Consider the following 21,906-nt stretch of genomic DNA (forward strand, 5'->3'; position numbering starts at 1 on the left):
CGGAGCGATAGCATCGGCTTGGCCCTGTCGGCGCCGTTGGCCGGACCTGCAGCGGCATCGTTCGAACAGTGCGCGAGACAATCTTACCTGATGGAAATGGCTTTGGCGGAAAAGGGCTCGACGCCCCGCAAAGACTTAACGGAAGTCGCCGGCACTGCCGCGACGAATGCACTTTCTGCGATTCTCGCGAAGGATTGGGATGGCCTTGTCGATCGCGCGGCGACATCGCGCCTGGACCGTCAGACATGGAGCGCAGCCCGGATAAAAGTCGCGGCGGAGGCGGGCGCGCCTGGTCTCCTTGTGCCTACACATCGCGGCATCGACAGCACGCGGCTCGAACTATCAATGGAAGGCCAACGCCCTTCCCTGCTGCTGAAAGTCATTCATCCCGATCAGCGTCGTTATATCGATACGGCTGCTTCTTTCGACGCCCAGCGGAAGGCGGCGATACTCGGCTGCGCGCCCGACATCCTGGTTTCGGACGCCGTGCGCGGCATCGCGCTGATGGAATTTCTGGACGGATGGAGGACAGCACGCGTCAATGACTTGCGCAACGCAGACGTCATGGATGCCGTGCTTGGCATCAAGCGCAGGATCCATTCCGGCCCTCGCCTGACGCGTACCTGGTCTGTCTTCGACAGGATCAGAATCCTTCAGGCGGAAATCGCACGCAACACGAGCGGTGCGCCGAGTGAACTAACTGTCTTGCAGGACGATGTGTTCCGTATCGAGCGCATGATCGAGGCTGCCGGCGTGGACACCGTTCCGGCTCATGCCGATGGCCTCGCCTCCAACATCCTGATCGACACTCACGGCAATATCCAACTCGTGGATTTCGACGAGGCGCGCAATGTCGACCCCTACTTCGAGTTTGGTATCCTGATGAACGAAGCCTTCGGGCCTGAAGAAGAGATGCTGCCTGCTCTTGAAATGTTCGAGGGCCGCGCGCGGCTTGAAAGCCTTCGCCGCGCCAAGCTCTATGCGGTTGCCGATGACCTGGCGTGGACCATGTGGGGACTGGTCATGGACGCCGTCTCCGCAAGGAAGGATGTCGAATTCTTCCGCTATGCATGTTGGCGCCTGATCCGGTGCCGGGCCACATTGGCCGGCGTCGATCTCGACCCTCGTGCCGGGTGGCTTTGAATGTCCGCCGTTGAAAAAAGCCTGGGCGAAGGCAACACCCTCGCCGAGCGCCAACTCGAGGCAGCATTATCCAAGGTCATCGCCTGGCAAGGCAAGGCCATTCGCTACCGGCCGATGTTCGGCGGCTTCAGCAACTCCAACTGGCGTGTCAGCGTGGCCGGCGAACGCGGCTCCTTTTTTGTCAAGTTGCCTGGCCCGGGCACGGAGCGCTTCATCGATCGCGCCGCGTCCCTGGAAGCGGGCCAGCGAGCCTACCTGCTCGGCATCGGGCCCCGATGCTTCGACTATCTGAAAGACGAGGGCATAGAAATCTACGATTTCGTCGAGAATTCCCGCACATGCGTCACCAGGGATTTTCACGCGGCCGGCATCAGGGAGAGCACAATCGCGCTTTACCGCTCGTTCAACGACTCCCCCTTCTCGGTCTCACAAAGACCGTCTTCGACATGATCGAGGAGCATCTCGAGCAACTGGCCGAGTTGGGAGGGGAGCTGCCCCTCGGCTTTCCTTCGATCCACGCACAATATCGGGCAGCGCGTACTGCGCTCGAAGCCGCGGGGATCGATCTCGTGCCTTGCTACAACGATCCCGCCCCCGCCAACTTCCTGTCAACCAGCGACGGCCGTATTATGATCGTTGATTTCGAATACGCTTCCAACAACGACCGTTGCTACGATTTGGCAACGTGGTGCTCGGAAATGTTCTTCGATGATTGTATGAACAACGAAGCCATCGAAGCCTATTTCGGCCGGGTGGAGCCGGCCGTTCAGGCGCGCATGTTCGTCTATCGGATGCTTGGCGATTTCAAATGGTCGCTTTGGGCCATGATCCAGACGGCTATCTCCGACATTGATTTCGATTTCTACAAGTTCGGCGCCTGGAAGCGGATGCGACTGCACTCGACGCTGAACGACCGGCGCTGGGGCCGATCGCTGGCCTCACTCTGATTCGGGGACGATCCGAATCTCAAATTGCCGATTGGCTGGTTTGCAGTCAGTGCATTAATCACGACCCTCCAATCGGGATGGTCCATACCCCTGTTGATCTCGAGCCAAGGCAGTCGCGCACCAGTATTCCTCGTTGCTCAGCGCCAACCTCGCGCCCTGCCAATCGCGTCCTTGTGCCTAGCCCTTAGATCATCGCGCGCGATAGCGGCGGGGAAGAACCGCGCCACGACCCCGGCCGCAATCTTCATCGGGATTTTTCTGACCTGGTCGTTTGCAAGCGTCGCGCACCCCAGGGCAGTCAATTCATCTATTTGGGAGCATATGATTTCCCGTCCGAGAATGTCGGCCAGAAACTGGCAAAAAAAAGGTGCTACGCACCAAACCGCCATCGATTGATATGGGATCGGCCAGGGTCAACGTTTCCTATGGGCAATCCATACGTTAGCGAATGGTTCGCCAGCCCATTTCCATCGTATTCTCTCGTATGGTCTGGCGAACCTAAGGACGGGAGGAGGACTAGTTTTCCATGCACGCGGTGTCTCTTTCATCCACAAAGAGTCGATGAACCCGCAAACGAGCACGGCTGTTTTGGGGCCGGAGCAGATCGGCAGCTTCCGACCGGGAAACATCGATTGCGGCATCCAGCTTAGCGTGGGCGTGGTGCTCCGGCGCTAGTACCGCGGTGGCGTAAGCCTTCTGGGTCGAGATCGTCCCAGATTACCCATTGATCGCAATACGCGAGCGCCGACATCACGCCAACGGAGGAAGGCGCCTGGTTTCGTGAATGCTTCTCCCGGTGGCGGAAATCGGAGACGGTCATCAAGCTGCAGTCGCTTGCACGATGAGGTTGGTCTTAGCCGTTGAGCAAGTCGTAACGGCGTCGCAATCCAAAAGCTGATGGGCTGTCGCTGCAGCAAGTCGGTGTCAGCTCTCCAGATCACGACCGTTTGAGCTTTCCATGACGATGCCACCCCAGTCCTCGGGCACTACATCAGCGATCGACTGCGAAAAGGTCCAATTGTGGCCGTCGAGGTCACGGCAGGAATACTGACGCTCGCCATAGGGATGGCTCGTTGGCCCGCTGAGAATAGCTGCGCCATGCCGCGCGGCTCGCCTGTGGTGCCCGTCGACATCCTCGACGCGTACCATCACTGCGAATGGACCACCTGTCCCCGTCAGTCCGCCAGACTTCAATTCTGTGACAACGACGGTGCCGTCTCCGAAGCCGAGCTGGGCACGATGATTGCCGATCATCAGCCGTATTTCAAAGCCGAAGGCCTCACAAAGCCAATGGCTGGCCGTCTCGACATCGCGATACGAAAGCACCGGTATGACCGTGCTCGTGGGCATCGAGCGGTTGTCGATCATGGTCATCTCCTATGCTGCCTTGAAAGGGTTGGAGGCCCTCAGCGAAGAGCCTTCAACTATAAGGCGACCAACATTGTTGGCGAGGACCGTTATAGGGCTGGTAGCTGTTGTCCCAGGCGCGGTAGGAGACGTAGCGCTCGTAGCACCAGCGCACATGCGCTGCTTCCAATCGGACGGCCGGACTTGGCGCTACCGGTGCGACAGTCACCGCCGCGACGCCGGCGGCAAAGGCGGCTGCCGGGAACCAGTAGCCATTATAGTAGCGGTAGCCTGGCCGCACGCGGGCATAGCCGCGATACCCATTATAGTAGTATCCGCCGCCAACGACGTAGAAGCCGCGCCGAAACCAGACTGGCGTCGGCGCTGTGGCGACCGACGCCGGGGCAGAGGCCGGCACGACAGGCAAGGCCTCGGCCGGCGAGGCGAGCCCTGTGGCGCCAATCATCAAACCGCAAAACGCTGTGATTGTCCGCTTCATCTTTTCACTCCTGTTGAATGGGGTCGAAGGGTTCGGGGATTACTGACGTCGGAGCGCACGCAGTTCGGAGATAGAAAGCGCGCCATCGCCATTCGTGTCCGCCTGCAGCAACCGGTCAGGGATGAAGGCGGCGAACTCGGCGCGCGAAATCTTGCCGTCGCCATTGCGGTCGATGCGGTCGGCCTGGGCCTGGAAGCCGCCGAATTGGGCGGCCTGGAAGTCGCGCTTCGACTTCACCTGTTCCACTGCCGCGCGCACTTCGCCCGCGTCGAGCAAACCATTGTGGTTGGCATCCATCCGGTCGAACATCTGCGCTCGCGCGGCCTGGATTTCGCTGAATTCGAGCTTGCGGTCGCCGTTGGTGTCCACGCGCCGGAAGAGTTCCCTGGCACCGCTGTCCGCCGCACAGGCGCTACCCGCGCCAAGCAGCAGGCCGGCAAAGGCCATGACGATCTTGTTCATATTGATCTCCGCATTGGGTCGGATGGTCCGCCGCGGACCGTCCTTGCAGAGCCTTCTACGCAGCGCCTGTGGTGGTCCTACGCAAAGCGAGATGATTTTTTCGAGGTGCGGCCAGCACAGCCGCCTATCCCCGCAGCGATAGAAAATTCAAGGCCGGCAAAGAATCTTGAGTGTCGAGCGTAGGAGCCCGGCTCTCGCTGCGTATCGGTCAGCAGTCGCCCCCGCGGCCTGACAATGAAAGGACATCATCATGAAACGCTCGCTACTGATTGCGGCCTTGCTCATCGGGCTTGCGCCGCTCTGCGCGGCGCAGGCACAGGACATGCCGGGCCAGCGCATCCTGCAACGGATCGATACCAATGGCGACGACGCCATCTCCAAGGATGAGATGACAGCCGTCCGAGAGCGCCGGTTCAGGCGGCTCGACCGCAATGGCGATGGCGTCATCGACGAGAAGGAGATCGAAAGCGCCCGCGATGCCATCATGGATCGGGCAGATGCCGCGCAGGCGCGGCTCGGCAGCCGCTGGCGGCGCATGGACGCCAATGGCGACGGCAAGGTCTCTGAACAGGAATTCGCCAGCAGCATGCCTTTGTTCGACCTCGCGGACCGGGACGGTGACGGCAAGCTCTCGGGTGACGAGATCGCCTCTGTCCGCAAGCTGATCGCCGACCACGCCAACTGATGATCGGCAGCTCTCATTCCTCTACAAAACAAGGAGTACGACATGTTGTCTTCGGTAAAGATTCCGATTCTAGGTCTCGGTGCGATGCTTGCCTGGTCGGCAGCTTCGGCGGCCTCGGCCGAGGAGTGGCAGCGTCCGACAGCGCATGGCGGCGAGTTCAGCCGCAGCGTCGGCAAGGACAGCAGCATCTACACCGGCTCGACCACCCGCACCGGTCCGAATGGCGGCACCTACACGTCGAGTTCCAAATGCGTGGGAGGCGTTGTTGACCGCTGCGCCAGAAGCTATTCTGGGACTGGGCCGAATGGGCAGTCCTTTTCGGGGAAACGGGTGTCGGCGCGCGGGCCGTTCCGGGGCCGCTCGGTCGGCAGCTTCACCGGCCCGAACGGCAACACGGTCCATGGCTTCCGCCACTGGCGGCGCTGACATCTGGTGTGATGGACTTGAATCCGAAATTCGTTTCTGTGCTCCTCCTGATCGATGCGAATTTCGGATTCGCCGAACCAGCAGTTTCGCCTGTGGATGCGCGCCGCCGTGCGACGTGAGGAGCCCCGCGGTGACGATGAGCTTCTGGCGCGCATCGCCGCGGGCAGCCAAAGCGCGCTGTCCGAGCTCATCGCCGGCCATGGCCGTGGGCTGCGGATATTTGCCGCCCGCTATCTCGGCAATGCCGGCGACGCCGAGGATGTGGTGCAGGAGGTGTTCGTGACCGTCTGGAAACAGGCCGCGCGGTTCGATCCGGCCAGAGGGCGGGCTTCAACCTGGCTCTACCGGATCACCGCCAACCGTTGCATCGACCAGCGTCGACGCAGGGCGCTGCGCAGTTTCATCGGGCTGGACGACATAAGGGACGAGGTCGCGTCGCCGGAGGCCGATGCCGAAGCGACGACCGCGGCGCGGCAGGAGCTGGCGATCGTGCGCGACGGGCTGTCGCGCCTGCCGGAACGGCAGCGCATGGCGGTTCTGCTCAGGGCCGTAGGCAACCTCGACATCGCGGCGATCGCTGAGGTGATGGGCAGCAGCGTCGGCTCGGCCGAGCAATTGCTTGTGCGCGGACGGCGCGCACTCAGGGATCATTTGGCAATGGTGGCCGTGAGCCGCGAAAGGAAGTCCTCATGACACGGGACGAATTCGAACGAAACAGGCGTCGCTTCGGCGACACAGTCGAGGCATGGCCCGCACCCTTCCGCCAGCAGGCACTGGCCTTGATGGCAGCGGAGCGGAAGAACGATCCCGATGCCGCTCTCGACCGCCTCGTGCTCGAGGCGGCGCTGATCGATGGCGACGACCAAAAACTGGCACGCAATGTGCTGGCTCGCATCGAAGCCGGCTCGCCTGGCCCGTCCTTGTTGGCGCGCCTGCTCTTAAGTCCGACCGGGTTCGTAGCCTGCGCCGCTGCCGCGCTCGTGGCGGCGACGCTGGCCGGCTACCAGGTGGCGCGGTTGCAGGACGATCCGTCCGATACGGAGCTTCTGGCGCTGGCGTTGGGATCGTCGCTGGCCGATAGCGGCGGTGTCGCGGATGATCCGGCAGAGGAGGGCTCGCTTTGAAGCGCTCCTGGATGTGGACGGCGACGCTGGTGCTGCTTGCGCTGTCGCTGGCCGTCAATTTCTTCCTGGTCGGCTATGCCATGCACGGCCTGCGCCAGGGCGCGGCGGCGCGCGTGCTGTTGTCAGAGATTGCCAGCAGCTATCCGCCCGAGGTGAGGAAGGAGTTCCGCGGCGTGCTGCGCGACAACCGCGCGCGCACCTTCCAGGCACTGCGCGAACTGCGTGCCGCGCGCGCCAATCTGGCGGCGGCACAAACAGCAAAACCCTTTGACGAAGCGGCGGTGAAGAACGCGATGGCGGGGGTGCGCAGCGCAACGACCAACCTGCAGGCGACCATGCAGGACTATCTCCTGGCCGCGCTGAAGAGTGTTAACGCCAAGCCCGCCGTGGGAGGTTGAGGCGCGACGGCCCTACTGGCGGCACAATCGTCGCCGACCTATGTCGACATCCAACCGGTTTGCGAGGTCGATCGCGATGATAGAACAATGCGGCACGACAGGCTTGTCCTGACCTTGCTCCGGCGCGAACTCTCGGCTGGCTTGCGCTCGACGCGCCGCCGCGACCTTGCCTGGATCGGGCTTGGTGGCGGCGCTCTGCTTGCCTATGCCATCGCAGAGATCGTTGTCGCGTTGCAGGCGGGGGCGGCCATGCTGCGGCAGGCGCAGGCGCTGTGGACCTTTGGCTTGCCGGTGACACTTCTTGGCCTTGGAGGTTTCGCTGGCAGCGCGATCGCGAGACTTTGCCTGTCGCGCGCCTTCGCGCCCTTCCTGAAGGCATTGCCGCTCTCGCTTCGGGAGCGCCGGCACACCGCGACGGTGGCGACATGTGCGATGGGCATTCCGCTTGTCGTGGTTGTCACGGCGACGGTGGGCCTTGGCTGTTTCGTCATTGCAAAACCACTCACCCGAGTCTGGGGTCTCGGCGCCGCGATGCTGTTTGGCGCTGGCTTCGGCGTCTCAGCCGTGCTGCGGTTGCGGAGCGCTCGCGACCTTGTCCACACCGACACCGCCGATCTGGCGGGCGATCCAGGCGGGCGCCGGCCCTGGCTCGGTGCCTTCGATCGTTCGGCGCCAGCCTGGCTCTCCAGCTGGGCCTGGGCCGTGCCGGCTGGCCATGTGCGCCCGTCCTGGCGAATGGTTGGCGCGGCCATCTTCTTCGGTGTCGTCGCGGCCCTTTCCGCCTCCATCAGCTTCGTTCGTCACGATGCCGTGCCGGCGGCCATGGCCGGCCTGACCGGCGGCCTTCTCGTCTTCATGCTGAGCGCGCGCTTCCATCCGCTCGGCTCGCCGGTGCTGCGCACGGCTCCGCTCGGCTTTACCAGGGCCTGGCTGCGCCTGACGCGGCTGCCCCTGCAATTGTCGGTCGCCTACTTTCTCCTGCCGGCTGGCGCTGCACTGGCGGCGGAGCCGTCGGCCTGGGCGATGCCGCTTGCCAGCGGTTTCTGGCTGCTGGCGCTGAACGGCGCCTATGCGGTGTTCGCCGCCTATTTCATGACCGCGCCGTTCGTCGCCGTGCTGAGCTTCCTCAGCGCCATCGCCTACACCAGCTACGAATCGCTCGAATATGGGCGCACGGTGCTGATTGGCTTTGCCGCCCTTGTCCTGTTCCTATGGCACCGGGCGCAACGGAGATACCGCCATGGATAACAGCGCCGATCCCGTCGAGATACTCGCGGTTCGCGGGCTCAGCGCCGGCTATGGGGGCCGCGCGGTCGTCAGCGACATCGATCTGTCGATCGACCGAGGCGACATCCTTGGCCTGCTTGGCGCCAACGGCTCGGGCAAGTCCACCTTGCTCAGGGCGATCACCGGCCAGATTCCGCCACTTGGGGGGACCGTGGCGATCGACAGGATCGACCTTGCCGGCGCACCGGAACGTGCCAAATCCGGTTTCGGTCTTGCCATGCATCCATCCGATCTACCGGTGGCGCTGACCGGGCGGCAATATCTTGAGCTCGTCGCCTCGATCCGCGGCTGCGCCGAAGACGACTGGCCTGGCGTCAATGTCGCCGACCGGCTCGGGCTCAACCGCTGGCTCGACCGACCAATCGCCGAATATTCACTCGGTACGCGGGCCAAGATCGCCATTGCCGCGGCTCTCCTCGGGGCGCCGCCGCTGCTGATCCTGGACGAGTCCCTGAACGGCCTTGATCCGCTTGCCGCCTTCGAGGTCAAACGCGTCATCCTTGCATTGGCGGCGAGCCGCCGCCAAGCCGTCATCATCTCCACCCACGTGGTCGAAGCGGTTCCCGGCCTGTGCAGCCGCGCGGTGCTTCTGGCCGAGGGCAGCATTGCCCGAGAGTGGGACGCCCGGCAGTTGGCCGACGCCAGCCACGCACCCGGGACCTTTGAGCTCCACGTTATGCAGGCGCTGTCGGAACCCATGAGCTGGCGAAGGAGGTAACGCGGCATATTTTGCCGAGAGGGGATGGCTTTCGGGTGACGTCTGCTTTTGGGTAATGGCAAAGGCATCCCGAACTGCCGGAATTGGGCGCATTGCTGCCATTCGGTAGAAGATGAATGCGGTTCAGCGAATGGCTGGATCAGTTTCTTGAATCAATTTGGGCGAACCGCTTCGTAGCCCATTGACAAATAACCATCATCTTAGTCGCCGAGGGTCAGCATTTTCTAGAGCGGTGCCTCAGTTCTAACCACAAAGAAGGTAATCATGCATTGTGACGATAGCGTTATGAGCGCGGCCGCATTGGTCACGAAAGCGGGTCGACCGCTTCGCCATGATCTGGAGGGAAGCTGACCTTGCATCCAGCTCAGCGCGATGCGGCTTAAATCAGTGGCAAGTAACGGCTTTCGTTAGGTAAGGAAACGGACAACCCAACAGAGAATCGTCACGCTCCAGCAAGAACGCTTAGCCTGTCCAGAGCAGGTGCGAGCCCTTTCAGCGATACGGACAAAGCGACGTCCTTCTGGTCGGTGCTTCTGACCTTGATCTTCAGCACCGAACCCGCCCGCAATGCGGCTACTGTTCCTTCATCGAGGGTGAGCGGCACGATGCAGCCGGCCGGCAAGCAGGTTGAGAAGCGCAGCGCCTCAAGGGGCTGGCTGTCATCGATCTGCAATGCGGCGCCGGCGTCGAGCATAAGCCCAAACGGAAGCACGACATTGCCCGCGAGCGTGGCGTCGCTGTTTCGCCTAAGCTCGACAGCCAGGAGCCGCTGGCCGTTCTGCTGCGTCTGTTGCTGGGAGACACCGCACGTTACCGTTGATGTGCTGCTTTGACAGGTCAGGCTCCAGTCTTGATAGCTCTCCTGGAGCGAGGTCGCGCCGCCTGGCAGCTTTGAAGTCACCTCTTGAGACAAAGCCGCGGTGCCCATCACCATCAAGCCGAGCGTCGCGGCTGCACTGGCCAGCGGGAATTTCCACATGCGCAATTCGATCACCTTTCATTACTCAGCCGGCGTCTTGGCCGGCCGACACATTTGATAAGCCGACCTTATGGTGATCGGCCCAACCATCACTTCGGTCCGCCTACCAACTGACGCTGAAGCCGAGCTTTGCGCCGATGGAGCGGCTGTCGCCGAACTCTTTCAGGCTCGACCTGGCGAAGGCCTCCCCGAAGACGGTGTAACGGTCCTCGTTCCAGCTCAGTGATCCACCGACACCCAGCCCGCCCCATAGCGGCTGGTCGTGCTCGTGCAGCGCGGTGCCGGAGACGTCGACGTCATTGCCGTCCAGGAAGTCATAGTAAAGATTGGCAATGCCGTAGAGATGTGATCGGCTTACCCTTCCCTGAGCTCCTGTCCAGGCATCCTCGTAGTCGAGCGACAGGCCGGCACGGCCGATGAGCGCCTGGCTGCTGTCGAGCGACACTGCCGCATCGAACGGATCGGTGAAGCCGTCGAAGCGGACTGAGGAATAAGAGAGTTGAGCCTGCGGCGTCGGTGTCCATTTGCCCTGGAGCGCGAACTTCTGGCCGGCTTCGATACTCAGAGCATAACCGAACCCGTTATTGCCTTTGGCAAGTTCGCTGCCCAGCGTGGCGGACTTCAGGTCGCTGTCATACCACGTCACCTGGGCCTGCGCGTCGGTGTAGAAGCCATTGTCACCATACCAGGTCAGCGTGCCGCCGAAGCCATAGCCGGTGGCATCGATGGAGCCGGCCCCATAGATCGAGAAGATGTCCGACGAGGCCGTGCCGTAATGGAAAGAGACACCGCCAAGCAGGATGCCGGTGGCGTCCTCGTAGAGCAGCCCGTCGACGCCTGACTCCAGTCTCCATGTCGTCACGTCATAGTCCGAGACGGTGGTGGCGCTATCGGGACTCTGCCGCGTATGGGCGCCCTCGATGCGGGCCCAGATGGCGTTCTGTGTCGGAACGCTGCCGATCTCGTCGGCGCCCTGGGCGGCACCCACCCAGGACCGGTTGCCGAGGCGCTGCTGCAAAGTGCCCAGTTCGTTCAAGCTCTGCAGGACGCCGGGATAGGCCTCATAGATCGGCACGGCCGGCGAATAGAGCGGTGCCTGTGGGCCGGTCGGAGTGGTCAGTTCCGAGCGCAGATACCAGTCGCCGTCGCTCGGCGTGCTGACACCGTTCTTGTAGAGCCGGTAGGCATAGGCGCCGCTGACCACGGCCTGGTCGCCCTGGAAGACATAGTCGCCGGCAAGCGAGAAGGTGCCGGCCGAGCTTCCGTCGACATCGACGATCTTGACGCCCTCGACGGTCTGCGCCCCTGCCCCACCGACATTGGCGACCGCAAGAATACCGGTGCCGGATGTATTGCCATGCACTAGCAACTTGTCGGTGGTCGAAGCATCGCCGTTGAGCGTGGCATTGAGGAAGATGGTTCCGCCATTGCCGGTGTAGTCGCCATTGACAGTCAGCGTCGTGCCGAGCGCGGTGCCCAACCGCACCGAGCCCGCGTTGCCGAGCGAGGCGACGGTCTGGTTGAAGCCGCCGAGATCGAGCGTTGCACCCGAGGCAACCGTGTATGCCGATGCGGCGCCGAGCGCATCCACCGCACCCGCCGCCAAGGTGCCCTGCTGCACGGAGGTCGGACCGGCAAAAGCGGAGCCTCCCGAGGCCAGCACGAGGGTGCCGTCGCCGGCTTTGGTGAATGCGCCCGAACCGCTCAGCGCGCTGTTCAGAGTCAGTGTCGTGGCGGCCGCAGTGGAGACCGTGCCGGAGCTCATGACATTCACCGCACGCGAAGTGGCAAAACTGTCGGTCGTGCGCAGCGTACCGCCATCGAAGCTGAGCCCGCCGGCGGTATCGCCCAGATTGGCGTCGGCGGAGACCTGTAGCGTGCCGCCATTGATCGCCGTGCCGCCGGTGTAGCTGTTGGCGCCGGTCAGGACCAGCGTGCCGCGGTCGGACTTGACCAGTTGCGCATTGCCCGAAAGAGCCGACGCGATCGTTGCCGTCATCCCGGCGCCAGCCGCCGTGCCGTCACCGACGACGATGCTGCTGGATGCTCCGGTGAGCGCGATGCCGCCGCCCTGGACACTATAGCCGCCAGTCATGAACTGCATGCCGGAGGCCGTCACCTGGCCCAAGCCGTCGTCCACCGTCACCGTGCCGGCCTGGCCGGCAAAGATGGCGAAGGAGGCGTCGGCGAAGGGAGCATTGACCGTGCCCGTCTCATTGGCCCAGTTGTCGTTGCCCGCCGAGGTCTGCCACACGCCGTCGCCGCCATTGATCACGCCATTGTTCTTCGGGCCGGCATTGCCGTCCCAGTAGTTGAAGGTGAGGCCCTGCGTGTTGACGAGGTTCACCTGGTGATCGATCGAGGTCTGGATCGAATAGCCGGTTGACGGGATCGTGCCTACGACGAGGCCGTTGTTGGTCAGCGACCCGTCATAGCTGAAGACGCGGTAGACGCCGGGCCCGAAGGTACCGCCCGCGCTCGCGCTGACATTGAGGATGCCATCGAGGACGAGATTGCCCCCGACCGTCGTCAGGTCGTTGAGAGCCCCGCCGGCGACGCCCGCTTCCCCGAAGGAATAGTTGAGGACAGAGCCGCTGGACAGGTTGAGGCTCCCGGCGATCGCCAGTGTGCCGGGCGTGCCGTCGACCGAGCCGGGCGAAAGCGTTGCACCATCGGCGACGGTCACATCGCCGCCGACAGTGCCCTTGCCGCCGATGGTCGCACCGCTGGCAACCGAGACTGCGCCGGTGGCTGCTCTGTTGTCGCCATCGATATAGAGGCCGCCGGCCGTCACTGTGCTCGGCCCCGCATAGCTGTTGGAGCCGGTCAGGGTGAGTGCTCCGGCGCCCGTCTTGTTCAAACCGCCCGCGCCGCCGATCAGGCCCGAAAGGGTAAGATCCGCATCGGCCTGGAAGGTACCGGTGCCCGAAGTGAGAGTGACGTCGCGCGCCGAGGTGAATGCGGCGGCGGTCTGCAGCGTTGCGCCGTCATCCAGGCTTAGACCGCCGGCTGCATCGCCAAGATTGGCATCGGCAGAAACCAAGAGGCTGCCGTTCTTGATAACGGTGCCGCCGCTGTAGCTGTTAGCGCCGCCAAGTACCAGCGTGCCGAGATCGGTCTTCACCAGTTGGCTGGCACCGGTCAGGTTGGAGGCGATGGTTGCCGTGTAAGCGGCGCCGGACAGCGTTCCATCGCCGACGCGGATGGTCGACTGCGGACCGACCAACGCGACGTCCTGTCCTTGGATCACATAGCCGCCGGTGGCGAACTGCATTCCGAGAGCACTGACATCGCCAAAGCTGTTGTCGACCGTTACGGTTCCCGCCGCGCCGGCAAAAATGGCAAACGCGGTGTCGGGGAAGGGAGCGTTGACGCTGCCGTCGCTGTCGGTCCAGTTGTCGTTCCCGCTGGGGGACTGCCAGAACCCGTTGCCGCCATTGACGGCGCCATCGGCCTTGGGGCCGGCGTCGCCGTCCCAGAAATTGAGGGTCAGGCCGCTGGTGTCAACGAGATTGACCTGCCCGGCGACCGACGTCTGCGCCACGTGATTGGGCGATGTCGTGTTCAGTCCATTGCCGGTCAGCGTGCCGTCATAGCTGATGACGCGATAGATGCCCGGCCCGAAATTGCCGCCAGGGGCCTCGGTGACGTTGATCGTACCGTTGAGGGTCAGATTGCCATGAACGACGGTCAGGTCGTTGTAAGCGCCCCCGACCACACCCGCCTGGCCGAACGAATAGTCGAGGTTCGAACCAATGGCCAGCACAAGACCGCCATTGATGGTGAGCGTGCCGGGGGTGGTGCCGACATCGCCGGGAGCGAGTCTGGCGCCCGGAAAGAGGGTCACTAGGCCGCCGATAATGCCATTGCCGCCCAGCGTGCCATTGTTGACTAATGTCTGTCCGGTAGCGGCGCTCTGGTCGCCGTCGATGTAGAGGGAGCCACCAAAGACCTGCGTCGAACCGGCATAGGTGTTGTCAGCTGTGAGCACCGTGGTGCCGACGCCTACCTGCGTGACTTGGCCACTGCCGGAGATCACACCGTCGAAGGTATACAGGTTTGAGCGATCAAAACCCAGGTTCCCGTTGTTGACGACATCGCCCAGGATCGAGCCCGTTGTGCCACCGTTGCCAAGTTGCAGATCTCCGCCAGCAATGGTCGTGCCGCCCGTATAGGTGCTGTCGCCGCTCAGGGCGAGAAAGCCGGGCCCTGCCGACGTAAGTGCGCCTGACCCGTCTATCGAGCCGGCCCATTCCACGAAATTGTCAACGGCAATCGCGCCGCCGCCGGCGTTGAGCGTTACATCTCGTGCCGACGACAAACCCGATCCGACCACATGCAGCGTTCCCCCGTCGAACGTGACCTTGCCGGCCGCGTTGCCAAGGTTGCCGTCGGCCGTGATTTGGACCGTGCCGTCATTGATGAACGTGCCACCCTGATAGATATTGGCGCCTGCCAGGATGAGCGTGCCGCCGCCTTCCTTGGTCAGCGCGCCAGCGCCACTGACCGTGCTGTTCAGCACCATGCTGGTGACGCTGTCGGTCTCGAAAGTGCCGCCGCCGGCGTTTAGCGCCACGGAACGCGCCGAGTTCATGTTGGCGGTCGTGTGCAGCGTGCCGCTGTTTAGCGAAAGAACGCCCGAAGCGTCGCCGAGATTGTTGTCGTCGGCGATCTGCACCGTGCCGCCATTGATGGCGGTGCCCCCGCTGTAGCTGTTGGCGCCGGTCAGGACCAGCGTGCCGAGGTCGGTCTTCACCAACTGGCTGGCGCCCGTCAGATTGGAAGCTATCGTGTCAACGTAAGCCGCACCTGCCGCCGTGCCGTCGCCGACGCGGATGATCGATTGCGCATTGACCAGCGCGATGTCCCCGCTCTGCACCACATAGCCATCGGTCGCGAACTGCATGCCGGCAACACCGACCTGACCGTTGGTGTTGTCGACCGTAACCGTGCCCGCGGTGCCCTGGAAGATGGCGAAGCTGTCATTGGCGAACGGAGCGGCGAAGAGCCCGGTCGCGTCGGTCCAGTTCTGGTCGCCGGCGGCGCGCCAGGTGCCGTTGCCACCATTGACGGCGCCGTTCGAATGCGGGCCGGCATCGCCGTCCCAATAGGTCAAGGCAAGTCCGGCTGAATTGACCAGGTTGACCTGGTTGGCCACGGACGTCTGCACGGAATAGTTTGGATCCGTGACGTCGAGACCATTGTCCGAAAGCGAGCCGTTGTAGTTGATGATGCGGTAGACGCCGGGACCGAAATTGCCCCCTACGCTTTGGCTGACGTTCAGAGTGCCGTCGAGCGTCAGGTTGCCGCCGACATTGATGAGATCGTTGAGCGGACCGCCGGGCACATTCGCCTGGCCGAAATTGATGTTGAGGTTGGAGTTGGCGAGCGCCAGATTGCCATTGATGGTCAGCGTGCCTGGGGCGTTACCGGCATCACCGGGGCTCAGCGTGCCGCCATCGGCGACTGTGACGCTGCCGCCAATGATGCCGGTGCCACCCAGAGTGCCGCTCGCCGAGACATTGGTGGGTCCGGTCGCACCGGACTGATTGCCATCAACGAGCAGAGTGCCGGCAGTGACGTTCGTCGCGCCGGCGTATGTGTTATTGCCAGTCAGCGTCGTTGTGCCGGTACCGAGCTTGTTGAGTGAGCCCGTGCCGGAGATGATGCCGCCGAACGCATAATCGCTGTTCATGTTGAACGCGAGCGTGCCGTTGTTGGCGACGGTTGGCGTCGTCAAGCTAGCCGCTACCGCACCGTTACCCAGCTGGAGCGTCCCGTTCTGGATCGTCGTCCCGCCGCTGTAATTGTGGTCACCAAAAAGCGTCAGGGTTCCGGCGCCTTGCTTATCAAGGCTCTCGAACCCGCTGATGCCCGCGCCCTGCACTGTGCGAGCCGCCGAGTTGATTACACGAAGCGTATCGCCCGCGCCCGTCTGGCCACCGGTGCCGGCGTCGACCGTTCCGGTGAGAACGCCGCCGTCGTTGAGCGTCAGCGTGTCGTTGCCAGCGCCAAGGTTGAATGTTCCGGCGCCGGTGTTCAATGTTCCGGTCAGATTGACGATGTCGCTGCCGCCGCCGAGATCGCCGTTGCCGCGCAACGTACCGCCAGCAGCGACGTTGATCGTGCTCGCACCGGCGTCACCGGTTATCGCCACGGGCGTGGGCCCGGCAGCCTGCACCGTGCCGGCGACGTTTAGCGTCGAGCCGGCGTTCATGGCCAGCGTCGGCGTCGTCAATGTCTTGCCAGCATCGACCTGAAGCGTGCCGGCGTTCACAGTGGTGCCGCCTCCGGTCGTGAGATTACTCGCAAGCTCCAACATCCCAGCGTCGACCCGCGTCGTGCCGCCGATACTGCTGTCGATCGCCGAGGTGAGCCTGGTGGTGCCTGTGCCGATCTGGGCGATGTTGCCGGTGCCGCTGAGATTGCCGGCGAAATCGAACGTGTCGCTGCGGTTGAACGACAGCGTAGAGGTCGCGTTTGCGACGATGACATTGCCCGCCCCCGCATTGCCGGTCGAGCCGCCGTTGCCGATGATCAGGTTGCCATCGTTGATGACGGTGTTGCCTGTGAAGGTGTTGTTGCCCGTCAGCACCCAGGTGCCGGCGTCGTTTTTGGCGAGCGTGGTCACGCCGCCGGGACCGTCGACGATGGTGCCGCCCATGGTATTGAGGCCGGTGTTTGTACCGCCAAGCGCAAGTGTCCGGTTACCAAGGCCGGTATAGGCCGCCGACCCTGTATTGCTGAAGACAATCGCCCCCGTTCCGGAAGATTCGATGAAGCTGGTGCCCGTTGAGAGCGTGAAGAGGCGATCCGTGGTGTCGCCGCTGCCGGTGTAACGCAGCGTCGATCCGCTGCCGATCACCAGGTTCGACGCATCCTTGGCTGACATGCCGATAGAGCTCGCCTGTCCACCATTGGCCAACTTGTCGACAGCAAGCACACCGCCACCGATGCTGGTGACCCCAGTATAAGTGCTTGTCTGGTTTTTGAGCACCCATGTGCCGGTGCCGGACTTGGTGAGCGCGGTCGTAGCGCCGGAGGGATTGTCTATGCGGGCCGAAAGCGTGTTGTTGGCTGTGTTGGTCCCGGAGAGCGTCAGCGTGCGGGCTCCCGCACCCGGGAGGGCTACGGCCGCCGTGCTGGTAAAATTGATTGCGCCAGTACCCGAAGCGTCAAGGCCGCCACCGCTGCTGCCCAGCGTGAACTGCCGGTCGGTGCTGCCGCCCGTGCCCATGTATTGCAGCGTGCCGCCGTTGAGGACGAGATTGGTCGCTGCGTTGCTCGAAGCTCCGATCGAGCTGTTGCTGTTACTGTTGGCGAGGCTCGCGACGGCGAGTATGCCGCCGTTGATGGTGGTCGGACCGGTATAGCTGCTAGCCGTGCCGGACAGTACTTGCGTGCGAGGACCGTTCTTCACGAGTCCGCCCGTGCCGCTGATCGCGCCGGCGAAGGTGAGGTTGAGCCCATCGCTCAGAGTGAGGGTCGCCGAACCGAGCGTAACATCGCCGCTGCCCGCAAGACCGGCGACGGTGTTGCTGAGATTCGCGAGGTCAAGTGTCGTGCCGGCGTTCACGGTCATGCCACCGGTGCCGAAGGAGCTCGTCGAGCCGGCGCGCAGGGTGCCCCCAGTTACAGTTGTGCCGCCGGTGTAGGAATTGCTGCCAGAAAGAACCAACGTGCCCGGGCCGTCCTTACGGAGGGTGCCGCCTCCAATGACCTGGCCGCCAAACGTCAACGTCGTTGTCGCATTCGCCACGCCGACCGCACCAGTACCGCCCAAAAGCTGGAAGCCGCGGTCGGTCGTCACCGTAGTGCCGGTATAGTTCAGTGCGCCATTGTTGAATACCAGGTTGGTCGAAGCGTTGCCGGAGGCGCCGATGTCGCTCGCCAGTCCCCCATTGGCCAGGCAGCCAACGTTCAATGTGCTGCTGCCCTGAAGGATGGTGGAGCCGTTATAGTTGTTGCCGCAGCCACTGAATGTCTGCGTCGCCGAGGCAACGGTAACACCGCCAGCAGCAGTGCCGCTGATCACCCCACTGAATGCTCCGCCGCCGTTGATCGTGAGCCTTGCGGTGCCCAGGGCCACGTTGCCGGAGCCGCCGAGCGCGCCGACAGAGTTGCTGTTGTTGGCGAGGTCGAGAGTCGCTCCGGTTGCAACCGTCATTGCACCGGTGCCGAAGGCGCTGCTAGAACCCGCGCGCAAAATGCCCGTGCTTACCGTGGTGCCGCCGGTATAATCATTGGTGCCGGACAGCACCAGCGTTCCGGGACCTGTCTTGGTCAGGCTGCCCGGCCCGGTGGCGACACCGCTCAGCGTCAAGGTCGTGGCACTATTGCTAACGCCGATGCCGCCTGCCGAAGCGAGCGTGAAACCGCGGTTGCTCGTCGCCGTGGCACCGAGATAGTCCAATTTGCCCCCGTTCTGCAGGACGAGGCTGGACGAGGCGCTGCTGGATGCGCCGATGGAGCTATTGACGCCACCGTTGGCGAGCGTGGCGACCGCGAGCGTGCCGCCATTGACCGTGGTGTTGCCGGTATAGCTGTTGTTGCTGCCCGCAAGCGTGAGTGTGCCCGCCCCATCCTTGATGAAATTGGCAGCGTCGGGACTCACCACTTGCCCGGAGAAGGTCAGGTTGCTGGCGGCATTGGCAACGGAGATCGTGCCCGAGGTGTTGGCGCCGGAGCGGGCGATGGTGAATCCGCGGTCGGTGGAGGCGGTTCCACCAGTATATTCCAGCGTCGCGCCCTGGATGACGAGGTTCGACGGATCGGTCGCGGCCGCGCCGATAGCGCTCGCCTGTCCCGCATTGGCTACCGAATTGATCGAGAGCGTGCCTTGCGCCACTGTGGTGGGGCCGGTGTAGGTGTTGCTGCCGGACAGCGCCACTTTGCCTGTGCCGGCTTTGGTGAAGCCGATGGCACCCGTGTTGTCGACGACGGTCGAGGCGATGGTGAAGGTGCCGGTACCGTTCTGCTGGATGCCCAGGACGCCGCCACCCAGCGTGCCGGTAATGGAACCGCCAGTGATAGTCTGGTTGGCCGCTCCTACGGACGGGGCGACGATGATGGTCCCGTCGACGCCAAGCCTTTGGCCACCAGCCACGGTAACCGTGGAGTTGGCCGCCGCGGTGTATTGCAGGCCGCCGATCTGCACGCTGCTGCCTACTGTTCCAAAATAGGGCGTGTTGGCGGCATTACCGGCATCGCTGATGATCTGGTTGGCTTGCCAGGTCGAGGCGTCGTCCTTGTTGACGTAATCGGCCGAGGTAAAGGCAACGATGTTGCCCCCCTGAACCTTGGCATAGTCCGAGCCGTTGACGGTGGCCCATCCACCCAAGGCGCCATTGGGATTGCTGGTCGTGATCGCGCCTGTCGTCGGCAGCACGAAGTTGGCAAGTCCGCCCGTGCGGCTGACGGACCCGAGATTGATAGTGGTGCTGCCGCCGCTGCCGGAAGTGGCGCTGACAACATTGTTGCCTGTCGTGATGGTGAGTCCGCCGAAGCTCTGGACGTTGGTTTCGCCCGCCGCGCCGGTGAGCTTGACCGTGCCGCCTTTCATGATGAGGGCGGAAGAAGCGGAGATGATGTTACTAGTCGGCCCGCCGGCCGGCGAGAAGTCGAGCGCCAGGGTGCCGCCGCCGACGGTCGTCGCGCCGGTATAGGTGTTCGCGCCGGTGAGCGTCAGCGTGCCAGCGCCGAGCTTGGTCAGGCTGCCGGTTCCGGTGATGCTGCCGCCGTAGCTACTGCTGCCCCCGGTGCCCAGTGTGAGCGTCAGGTTCCCGGCACCCAACGCGAGAGTGCCGCCAGTGCCGGCAAGCGCGTTCAGGGACAGATCATTCCCGGCGAGGTCGAGGGTGCCGCCGTTCACGGTGACGCTGGTGGTCGCGCTGAGGGCCGTGTTGGCGCGCAACGTGCCGCTTTGGACGGTGACACCTCCCGTAAAGGTGTTGGCGCCGGAAAGGACCCAAGTGCCCGCACCATCCATGACCACGCGTCCGGATCCGGTGAGGTCGCCCGAAATGGTATTCTCGGTCGTGGAACTGCCGCCGAGGGTGAGCGTGTCGATGCTCGCAACGGGGTCGAAGGTCACCGCCCCCGTGAGGGCCAGTGCACCGGTGCCGTTATTGAGCAGGCTCGAATTGTTGGAAATCTTCCAGGTTCGATTGCTGCTGTCGCCGTCGCCCGTATAGCTGAGCGTGCCATTGTTGATCTGGATGTCGGCAAGCCCCGCGCCCGTATTGTCGTTCGTGCCGAGGGAGCTGGCAGAGCCCCGGTCGGCGAGGGTCGAGACTGTCAGCGTCACGGCGCCGATGCTGTTGGCACCTGTGTAGGTATTGGCTCCTCCGAGCGTGATCGCGCGCGTGGTGCCGGCTCCGGTATAGGTGACAGTCGACGTATTGGTGCCACTGATCGTACCGGAGAGATCGATATCGGCGCTTGTGGCCGAGATGGCAATTCCGAGCGGGCCTCCTTCAAAGGATATCGAGCTCGTCAGGGCCAGGGTACCGGTCCCCAAGTTGCTCAGCGTCGCCGACGTGTTGCTGGAAGGTGTAAACCGGAATGTGCGGTTGGTGGTGTCGCCGTCACCGGTATAGGTACTCACGCCCCTGACGAGGATATCGCCACTCGCTCCCAGCGAACTCGCCGTGCCCGTATCCCTGACGGATGTAAACCACACCGTTCCAGCGGCACCGGGGGAGTTCAGAATCGTTGTGCCTGTGTAGGTATTGGCGTCATTGCTCATCGTGACGCTTCTCACGACGGAGAGGGTGCCAGCGCCCGTTATTAGGGCGGAGCCCACGCCAGCACCAGAAATTGTGGCAGCGCCGTTCAAGACTACCTGGCGGGTGGTGCTCAGGGCGCCCGTGGCCGTAAAAGTAGTGCCGTCGTTCAGCGTGACGCTGTTGCTGATGTTGCCGAGCGCTGCATCCGAACCGACCGAGAGCGTTCCCCCGTTGACTATGACGCCACCCGTGAAGGTGTTCGCGCCCGTCAGGGTGAGTACGGCCGCGCCCGCCTTTGTAAGCCCCGCGCTACCGGCAATAACCGAACTGATGGTAGTGTTGCCGACGGCATTGATCGTCGGCGTCGCCCCGCCGAGCGTCAGTGTGCCGCCGGCGATGGTGTAGCCGTTGACGTTAAAGGTGAGGCCGCCCGCCGTGATCGGGCCGCCGAGCATGACCGTGCCAGCGGTGCCCTGGAAGATGGCGTTATCCGGGGTGGCATTGTTCCATGTCGTGAACGGGCCGGCCACATCATTGCCGGTCGTGTTCCAGGAGGACGTGCTCGTATCCCACGTTCCTGTTCCGCCAATCCCGATCCCGCTGTTGTTCGCATCCCAATAGAGATCCGCGGCTGACGCTTGACTTGTAGCCAGCCCCAGAAGCAGCAATGCGGGCAAGAGCACCGCGCGTCCGTTTCTTGCGATTGCGGACACGAGCTGAGCCGAATTTGGCGCAAAGCTCGCAGCCTCGCCCTTCCACTTGGTCATGCGCCCACCGCGCAGAAGCTGCGAGAAAACAGGCCTTTCAGCTTGCCTTTCCGGCGCCCCCCGACGGCCCGAACGCGTGTGGGAGAATGCGCGTCCGGGATGCCGGCCGCCGGTTTTCAGCCTTAGCTCGCCGGCGCCGTCGCCGGTCTCCATCTGCTCGTGGATCGTCCCGCCGCAGGCCAACCCAGCCATGTATCCCCCTAACATTAGCAAGTCATAATTCATGGTGCTCGAAGAATCAGGACACCTGATTAAAGAAAGGCACGGAATCGTCCAGCCGTATTTCAGAAAAGTACGGCCTTTAACAAAAACACCCGCCGTGCTTTGGTCTGGTTACACAGTTGTAGCGGAGTGTTACTGGAATAACACAAGCCATTATTGCGTAAAGCTAATATCG

General features: G+C 63.2%; 15 protein-coding genes. 10 read left to right on the forward strand and 5 right to left on the reverse strand.

The window, feature by feature from the left end:
- The first annotated feature begins 18 nt into the window (after window positions 1-18).
- From ACIU1A_RS18170 to ACIU1A_RS18180, 3 genes are read left to right on the forward strand one after another with little or no spacing between them, the layout of a single operon-like run.
- The gene (locus tag ACIU1A_RS18170) at window positions 19-1,143 is read left to right on the forward strand and encodes a phosphotransferase (RefSeq protein WP_404924853.1); all 1,125 of its coding nucleotides are present in this window, start codon (window positions 19-21) and stop codon (window positions 1,141-1,143) included.
- The gene (locus ACIU1A_RS18175) at window positions 1,144-1,593 is read left to right on the forward strand and encodes a hypothetical protein (protein ID WP_404924854.1); all 450 of its coding nucleotides are present in this window, start codon (window positions 1,144-1,146) and stop codon (window positions 1,591-1,593) included. It abuts the gene before it with no gap.
- Window positions 1,590-2,090, forward strand: a complete 501-nt coding sequence (locus ACIU1A_RS18180; protein ID WP_404924855.1) for a phosphotransferase family protein — start codon at window positions 1,590-1,592, stop codon at window positions 2,088-2,090. Before ACIU1A_RS18175 ends, ACIU1A_RS18180 begins: the two co-directional genes overlap by 4 nt.
- A 924-nt stretch (window positions 2,091-3,014) precedes the next feature.
- On the opposite strand, the gene ACIU1A_RS18185 is transcribed toward ACIU1A_RS18180, so the two are convergent.
- The 3 genes from ACIU1A_RS18185 to ACIU1A_RS18195 are packed head-to-tail and all read right to left on the reverse strand — an operon-like array spanning window position 3,015 to window position 4,398.
- Window positions 3,015-3,458 carry a VOC family protein gene (locus ACIU1A_RS18185; protein WP_140672715.1) on the reverse strand — a complete coding sequence of 148 codons (444 nt, stop codon included), beginning with the start codon at window positions 3,456-3,458 and terminating at the stop codon, window positions 3,015-3,017.
- Window positions 3,459-3,510: 52 nt separating this feature from the next.
- Window positions 3,511-3,936 carry a BA14K family protein gene (locus ACIU1A_RS18190; RefSeq protein WP_140518265.1) on the reverse strand — a complete coding sequence of 142 codons (426 nt, stop codon included), beginning with the start codon at window positions 3,934-3,936 and terminating at the stop codon, window positions 3,511-3,513.
- A 39-nt stretch (window positions 3,937-3,975) separates the two neighbouring features.
- Window positions 3,976-4,398: an EF-hand domain-containing protein gene (locus tag ACIU1A_RS18195; RefSeq protein WP_404924856.1), complete on the reverse strand. Its 423-nt coding sequence runs from the start codon at window positions 4,396-4,398 to the stop codon at window positions 3,976-3,978.
- A 250-nt stretch (window positions 4,399-4,648) separates the two neighbouring features.
- Here ACIU1A_RS18195 and ACIU1A_RS18200 point away from each other — a divergent pair, with 250 nt between their 5' ends.
- From ACIU1A_RS18200 to ACIU1A_RS18230, 7 genes are all read left to right on the forward strand, one after another.
- Window positions 4,649-5,083 (forward strand): EF-hand domain-containing protein, encoded by a 435-nt coding sequence (locus tag ACIU1A_RS18200; protein ID WP_404924857.1) that lies wholly within the window; start codon window positions 4,649-4,651, stop codon window positions 5,081-5,083.
- 42 nt (window positions 5,084-5,125) lie between these two features.
- On the forward strand, window positions 5,126-5,509 hold the full coding sequence (locus tag ACIU1A_RS18205; RefSeq protein WP_404924858.1) for a hypothetical protein: 384 nt from the start codon (window positions 5,126-5,128) through the stop codon (window positions 5,507-5,509).
- Window positions 5,510-5,605: 96 nt separating this feature from the next.
- Entirely contained in the window at window positions 5,606-6,202 is a 597-nt protein-coding gene (locus ACIU1A_RS18210) for an RNA polymerase sigma factor (RefSeq protein WP_404924859.1), read from the forward strand.
- Window positions 6,199-6,633 carry a hypothetical protein gene (locus tag ACIU1A_RS18215; protein ID WP_404924860.1) on the forward strand — a complete coding sequence of 145 codons (435 nt, stop codon included), beginning with the start codon at window positions 6,199-6,201 and terminating at the stop codon, window positions 6,631-6,633. Before ACIU1A_RS18210 ends, ACIU1A_RS18215 begins: the two co-directional genes overlap by 4 nt.
- Window positions 6,630-7,031: a periplasmic heavy metal sensor gene (locus ACIU1A_RS18220; protein ID WP_404924861.1), complete on the forward strand. Its 402-nt coding sequence runs from the start codon at window positions 6,630-6,632 to the stop codon at window positions 7,029-7,031. The genes ACIU1A_RS18215 and ACIU1A_RS18220 overlap by 4 nt, the downstream gene beginning before the upstream one ends.
- 87 nt (window positions 7,032-7,118) lie before the next feature.
- Window positions 7,119-8,279 carry a hypothetical protein gene (locus tag ACIU1A_RS18225; RefSeq protein WP_404924862.1) on the forward strand — a complete coding sequence of 387 codons (1,161 nt, stop codon included), beginning with the start codon at window positions 7,119-7,121 and terminating at the stop codon, window positions 8,277-8,279.
- Window positions 8,272-9,036 carry an ATP-binding cassette domain-containing protein gene (locus ACIU1A_RS18230; RefSeq protein WP_404924863.1) on the forward strand — a complete coding sequence of 255 codons (765 nt, stop codon included), beginning with the start codon at window positions 8,272-8,274 and terminating at the stop codon, window positions 9,034-9,036. The genes ACIU1A_RS18225 and ACIU1A_RS18230 overlap by 8 nt, the downstream gene beginning before the upstream one ends.
- Window positions 9,037-9,478: 442 nt before the next feature.
- On the opposite strand, the gene ACIU1A_RS18235 is transcribed toward ACIU1A_RS18230, so the two are convergent.
- Window positions 9,479-10,030, reverse strand: a complete 552-nt coding sequence (locus ACIU1A_RS18235) for an invasion associated locus B family protein (protein WP_404924864.1) — start codon at window positions 10,028-10,030, stop codon at window positions 9,479-9,481.
- 88 nt (window positions 10,031-10,118) lie between these two features.
- Window positions 10,119-21,701 carry an autotransporter-associated beta strand repeat-containing protein gene (locus ACIU1A_RS18240; protein ID WP_404924865.1) on the reverse strand — a complete coding sequence of 3,861 codons (11,583 nt, stop codon included), beginning with the start codon at window positions 21,699-21,701 and terminating at the stop codon, window positions 10,119-10,121.
- Window positions 21,702-21,906: the final 205 nt, after the last annotated feature.

The sequence above is a fragment of the Mesorhizobium maamorense genome (assembly GCF_044998965.1).
Lineage (GTDB): Bacteria > Pseudomonadota > Alphaproteobacteria > Rhizobiales > Rhizobiaceae > Mesorhizobium.

What these genes read in the sequence shown, in the direction of transcription:
- ACIU1A_RS18175 (WP_404924854.1), top strand. Translation starts at nt 1,144, where the DNA reads ATGTCCGCCGTTGAAAAAAGCCTGGGCGAAGGCAACACCCTCGCCGAG.
- ACIU1A_RS18180 (WP_404924855.1), top strand. Translation starts at nt 1,590, where the DNA reads ATGATCGAGGAGCATCTCGAGCAACTGGCCGAGTTGGGAGGGGAGCTG.
- ACIU1A_RS18185 (WP_140672715.1), bottom strand. Translation starts at nt 3,458, where the DNA reads ATGATCGACAACCGCTCGATGCCCACGAGCACGGTCATACCGGTGCTT.
- ACIU1A_RS18190 (WP_140518265.1), bottom strand. Translation starts at nt 3,936, where the DNA reads ATGAAGCGGACAATCACAGCGTTTTGCGGTTTGATGATTGGCGCCACA.
- ACIU1A_RS18195 (WP_404924856.1), bottom strand. Translation starts at nt 4,398, where the DNA reads ATGAACAAGATCGTCATGGCCTTTGCCGGCCTGCTGCTTGGCGCGGGT.
- ACIU1A_RS18200 (WP_404924857.1), top strand. Translation starts at nt 4,649, where the DNA reads ATGAAACGCTCGCTACTGATTGCGGCCTTGCTCATCGGGCTTGCGCCG.
- ACIU1A_RS18205 (WP_404924858.1), top strand. Translation starts at nt 5,126, where the DNA reads ATGTTGTCTTCGGTAAAGATTCCGATTCTAGGTCTCGGTGCGATGCTT.
- ACIU1A_RS18210 (WP_404924859.1), top strand. Translation starts at nt 5,606, where the DNA reads ATGCGCGCCGCCGTGCGACGTGAGGAGCCCCGCGGTGACGATGAGCTT.
- ACIU1A_RS18215 (WP_404924860.1), top strand. Translation starts at nt 6,199, where the DNA reads ATGACACGGGACGAATTCGAACGAAACAGGCGTCGCTTCGGCGACACA.
- ACIU1A_RS18225 (WP_404924862.1), top strand. Translation starts at nt 7,119, where the DNA reads ATGCGGCACGACAGGCTTGTCCTGACCTTGCTCCGGCGCGAACTCTCG.
- ACIU1A_RS18230 (WP_404924863.1), top strand. Translation starts at nt 8,272, where the DNA reads ATGGATAACAGCGCCGATCCCGTCGAGATACTCGCGGTTCGCGGGCTC.
- ACIU1A_RS18240 (WP_404924865.1), bottom strand. Translation starts at nt 21,701, where the DNA reads ATGGCTGGGTTGGCCTGCGGCGGGACGATCCACGAGCAGATGGAGACC.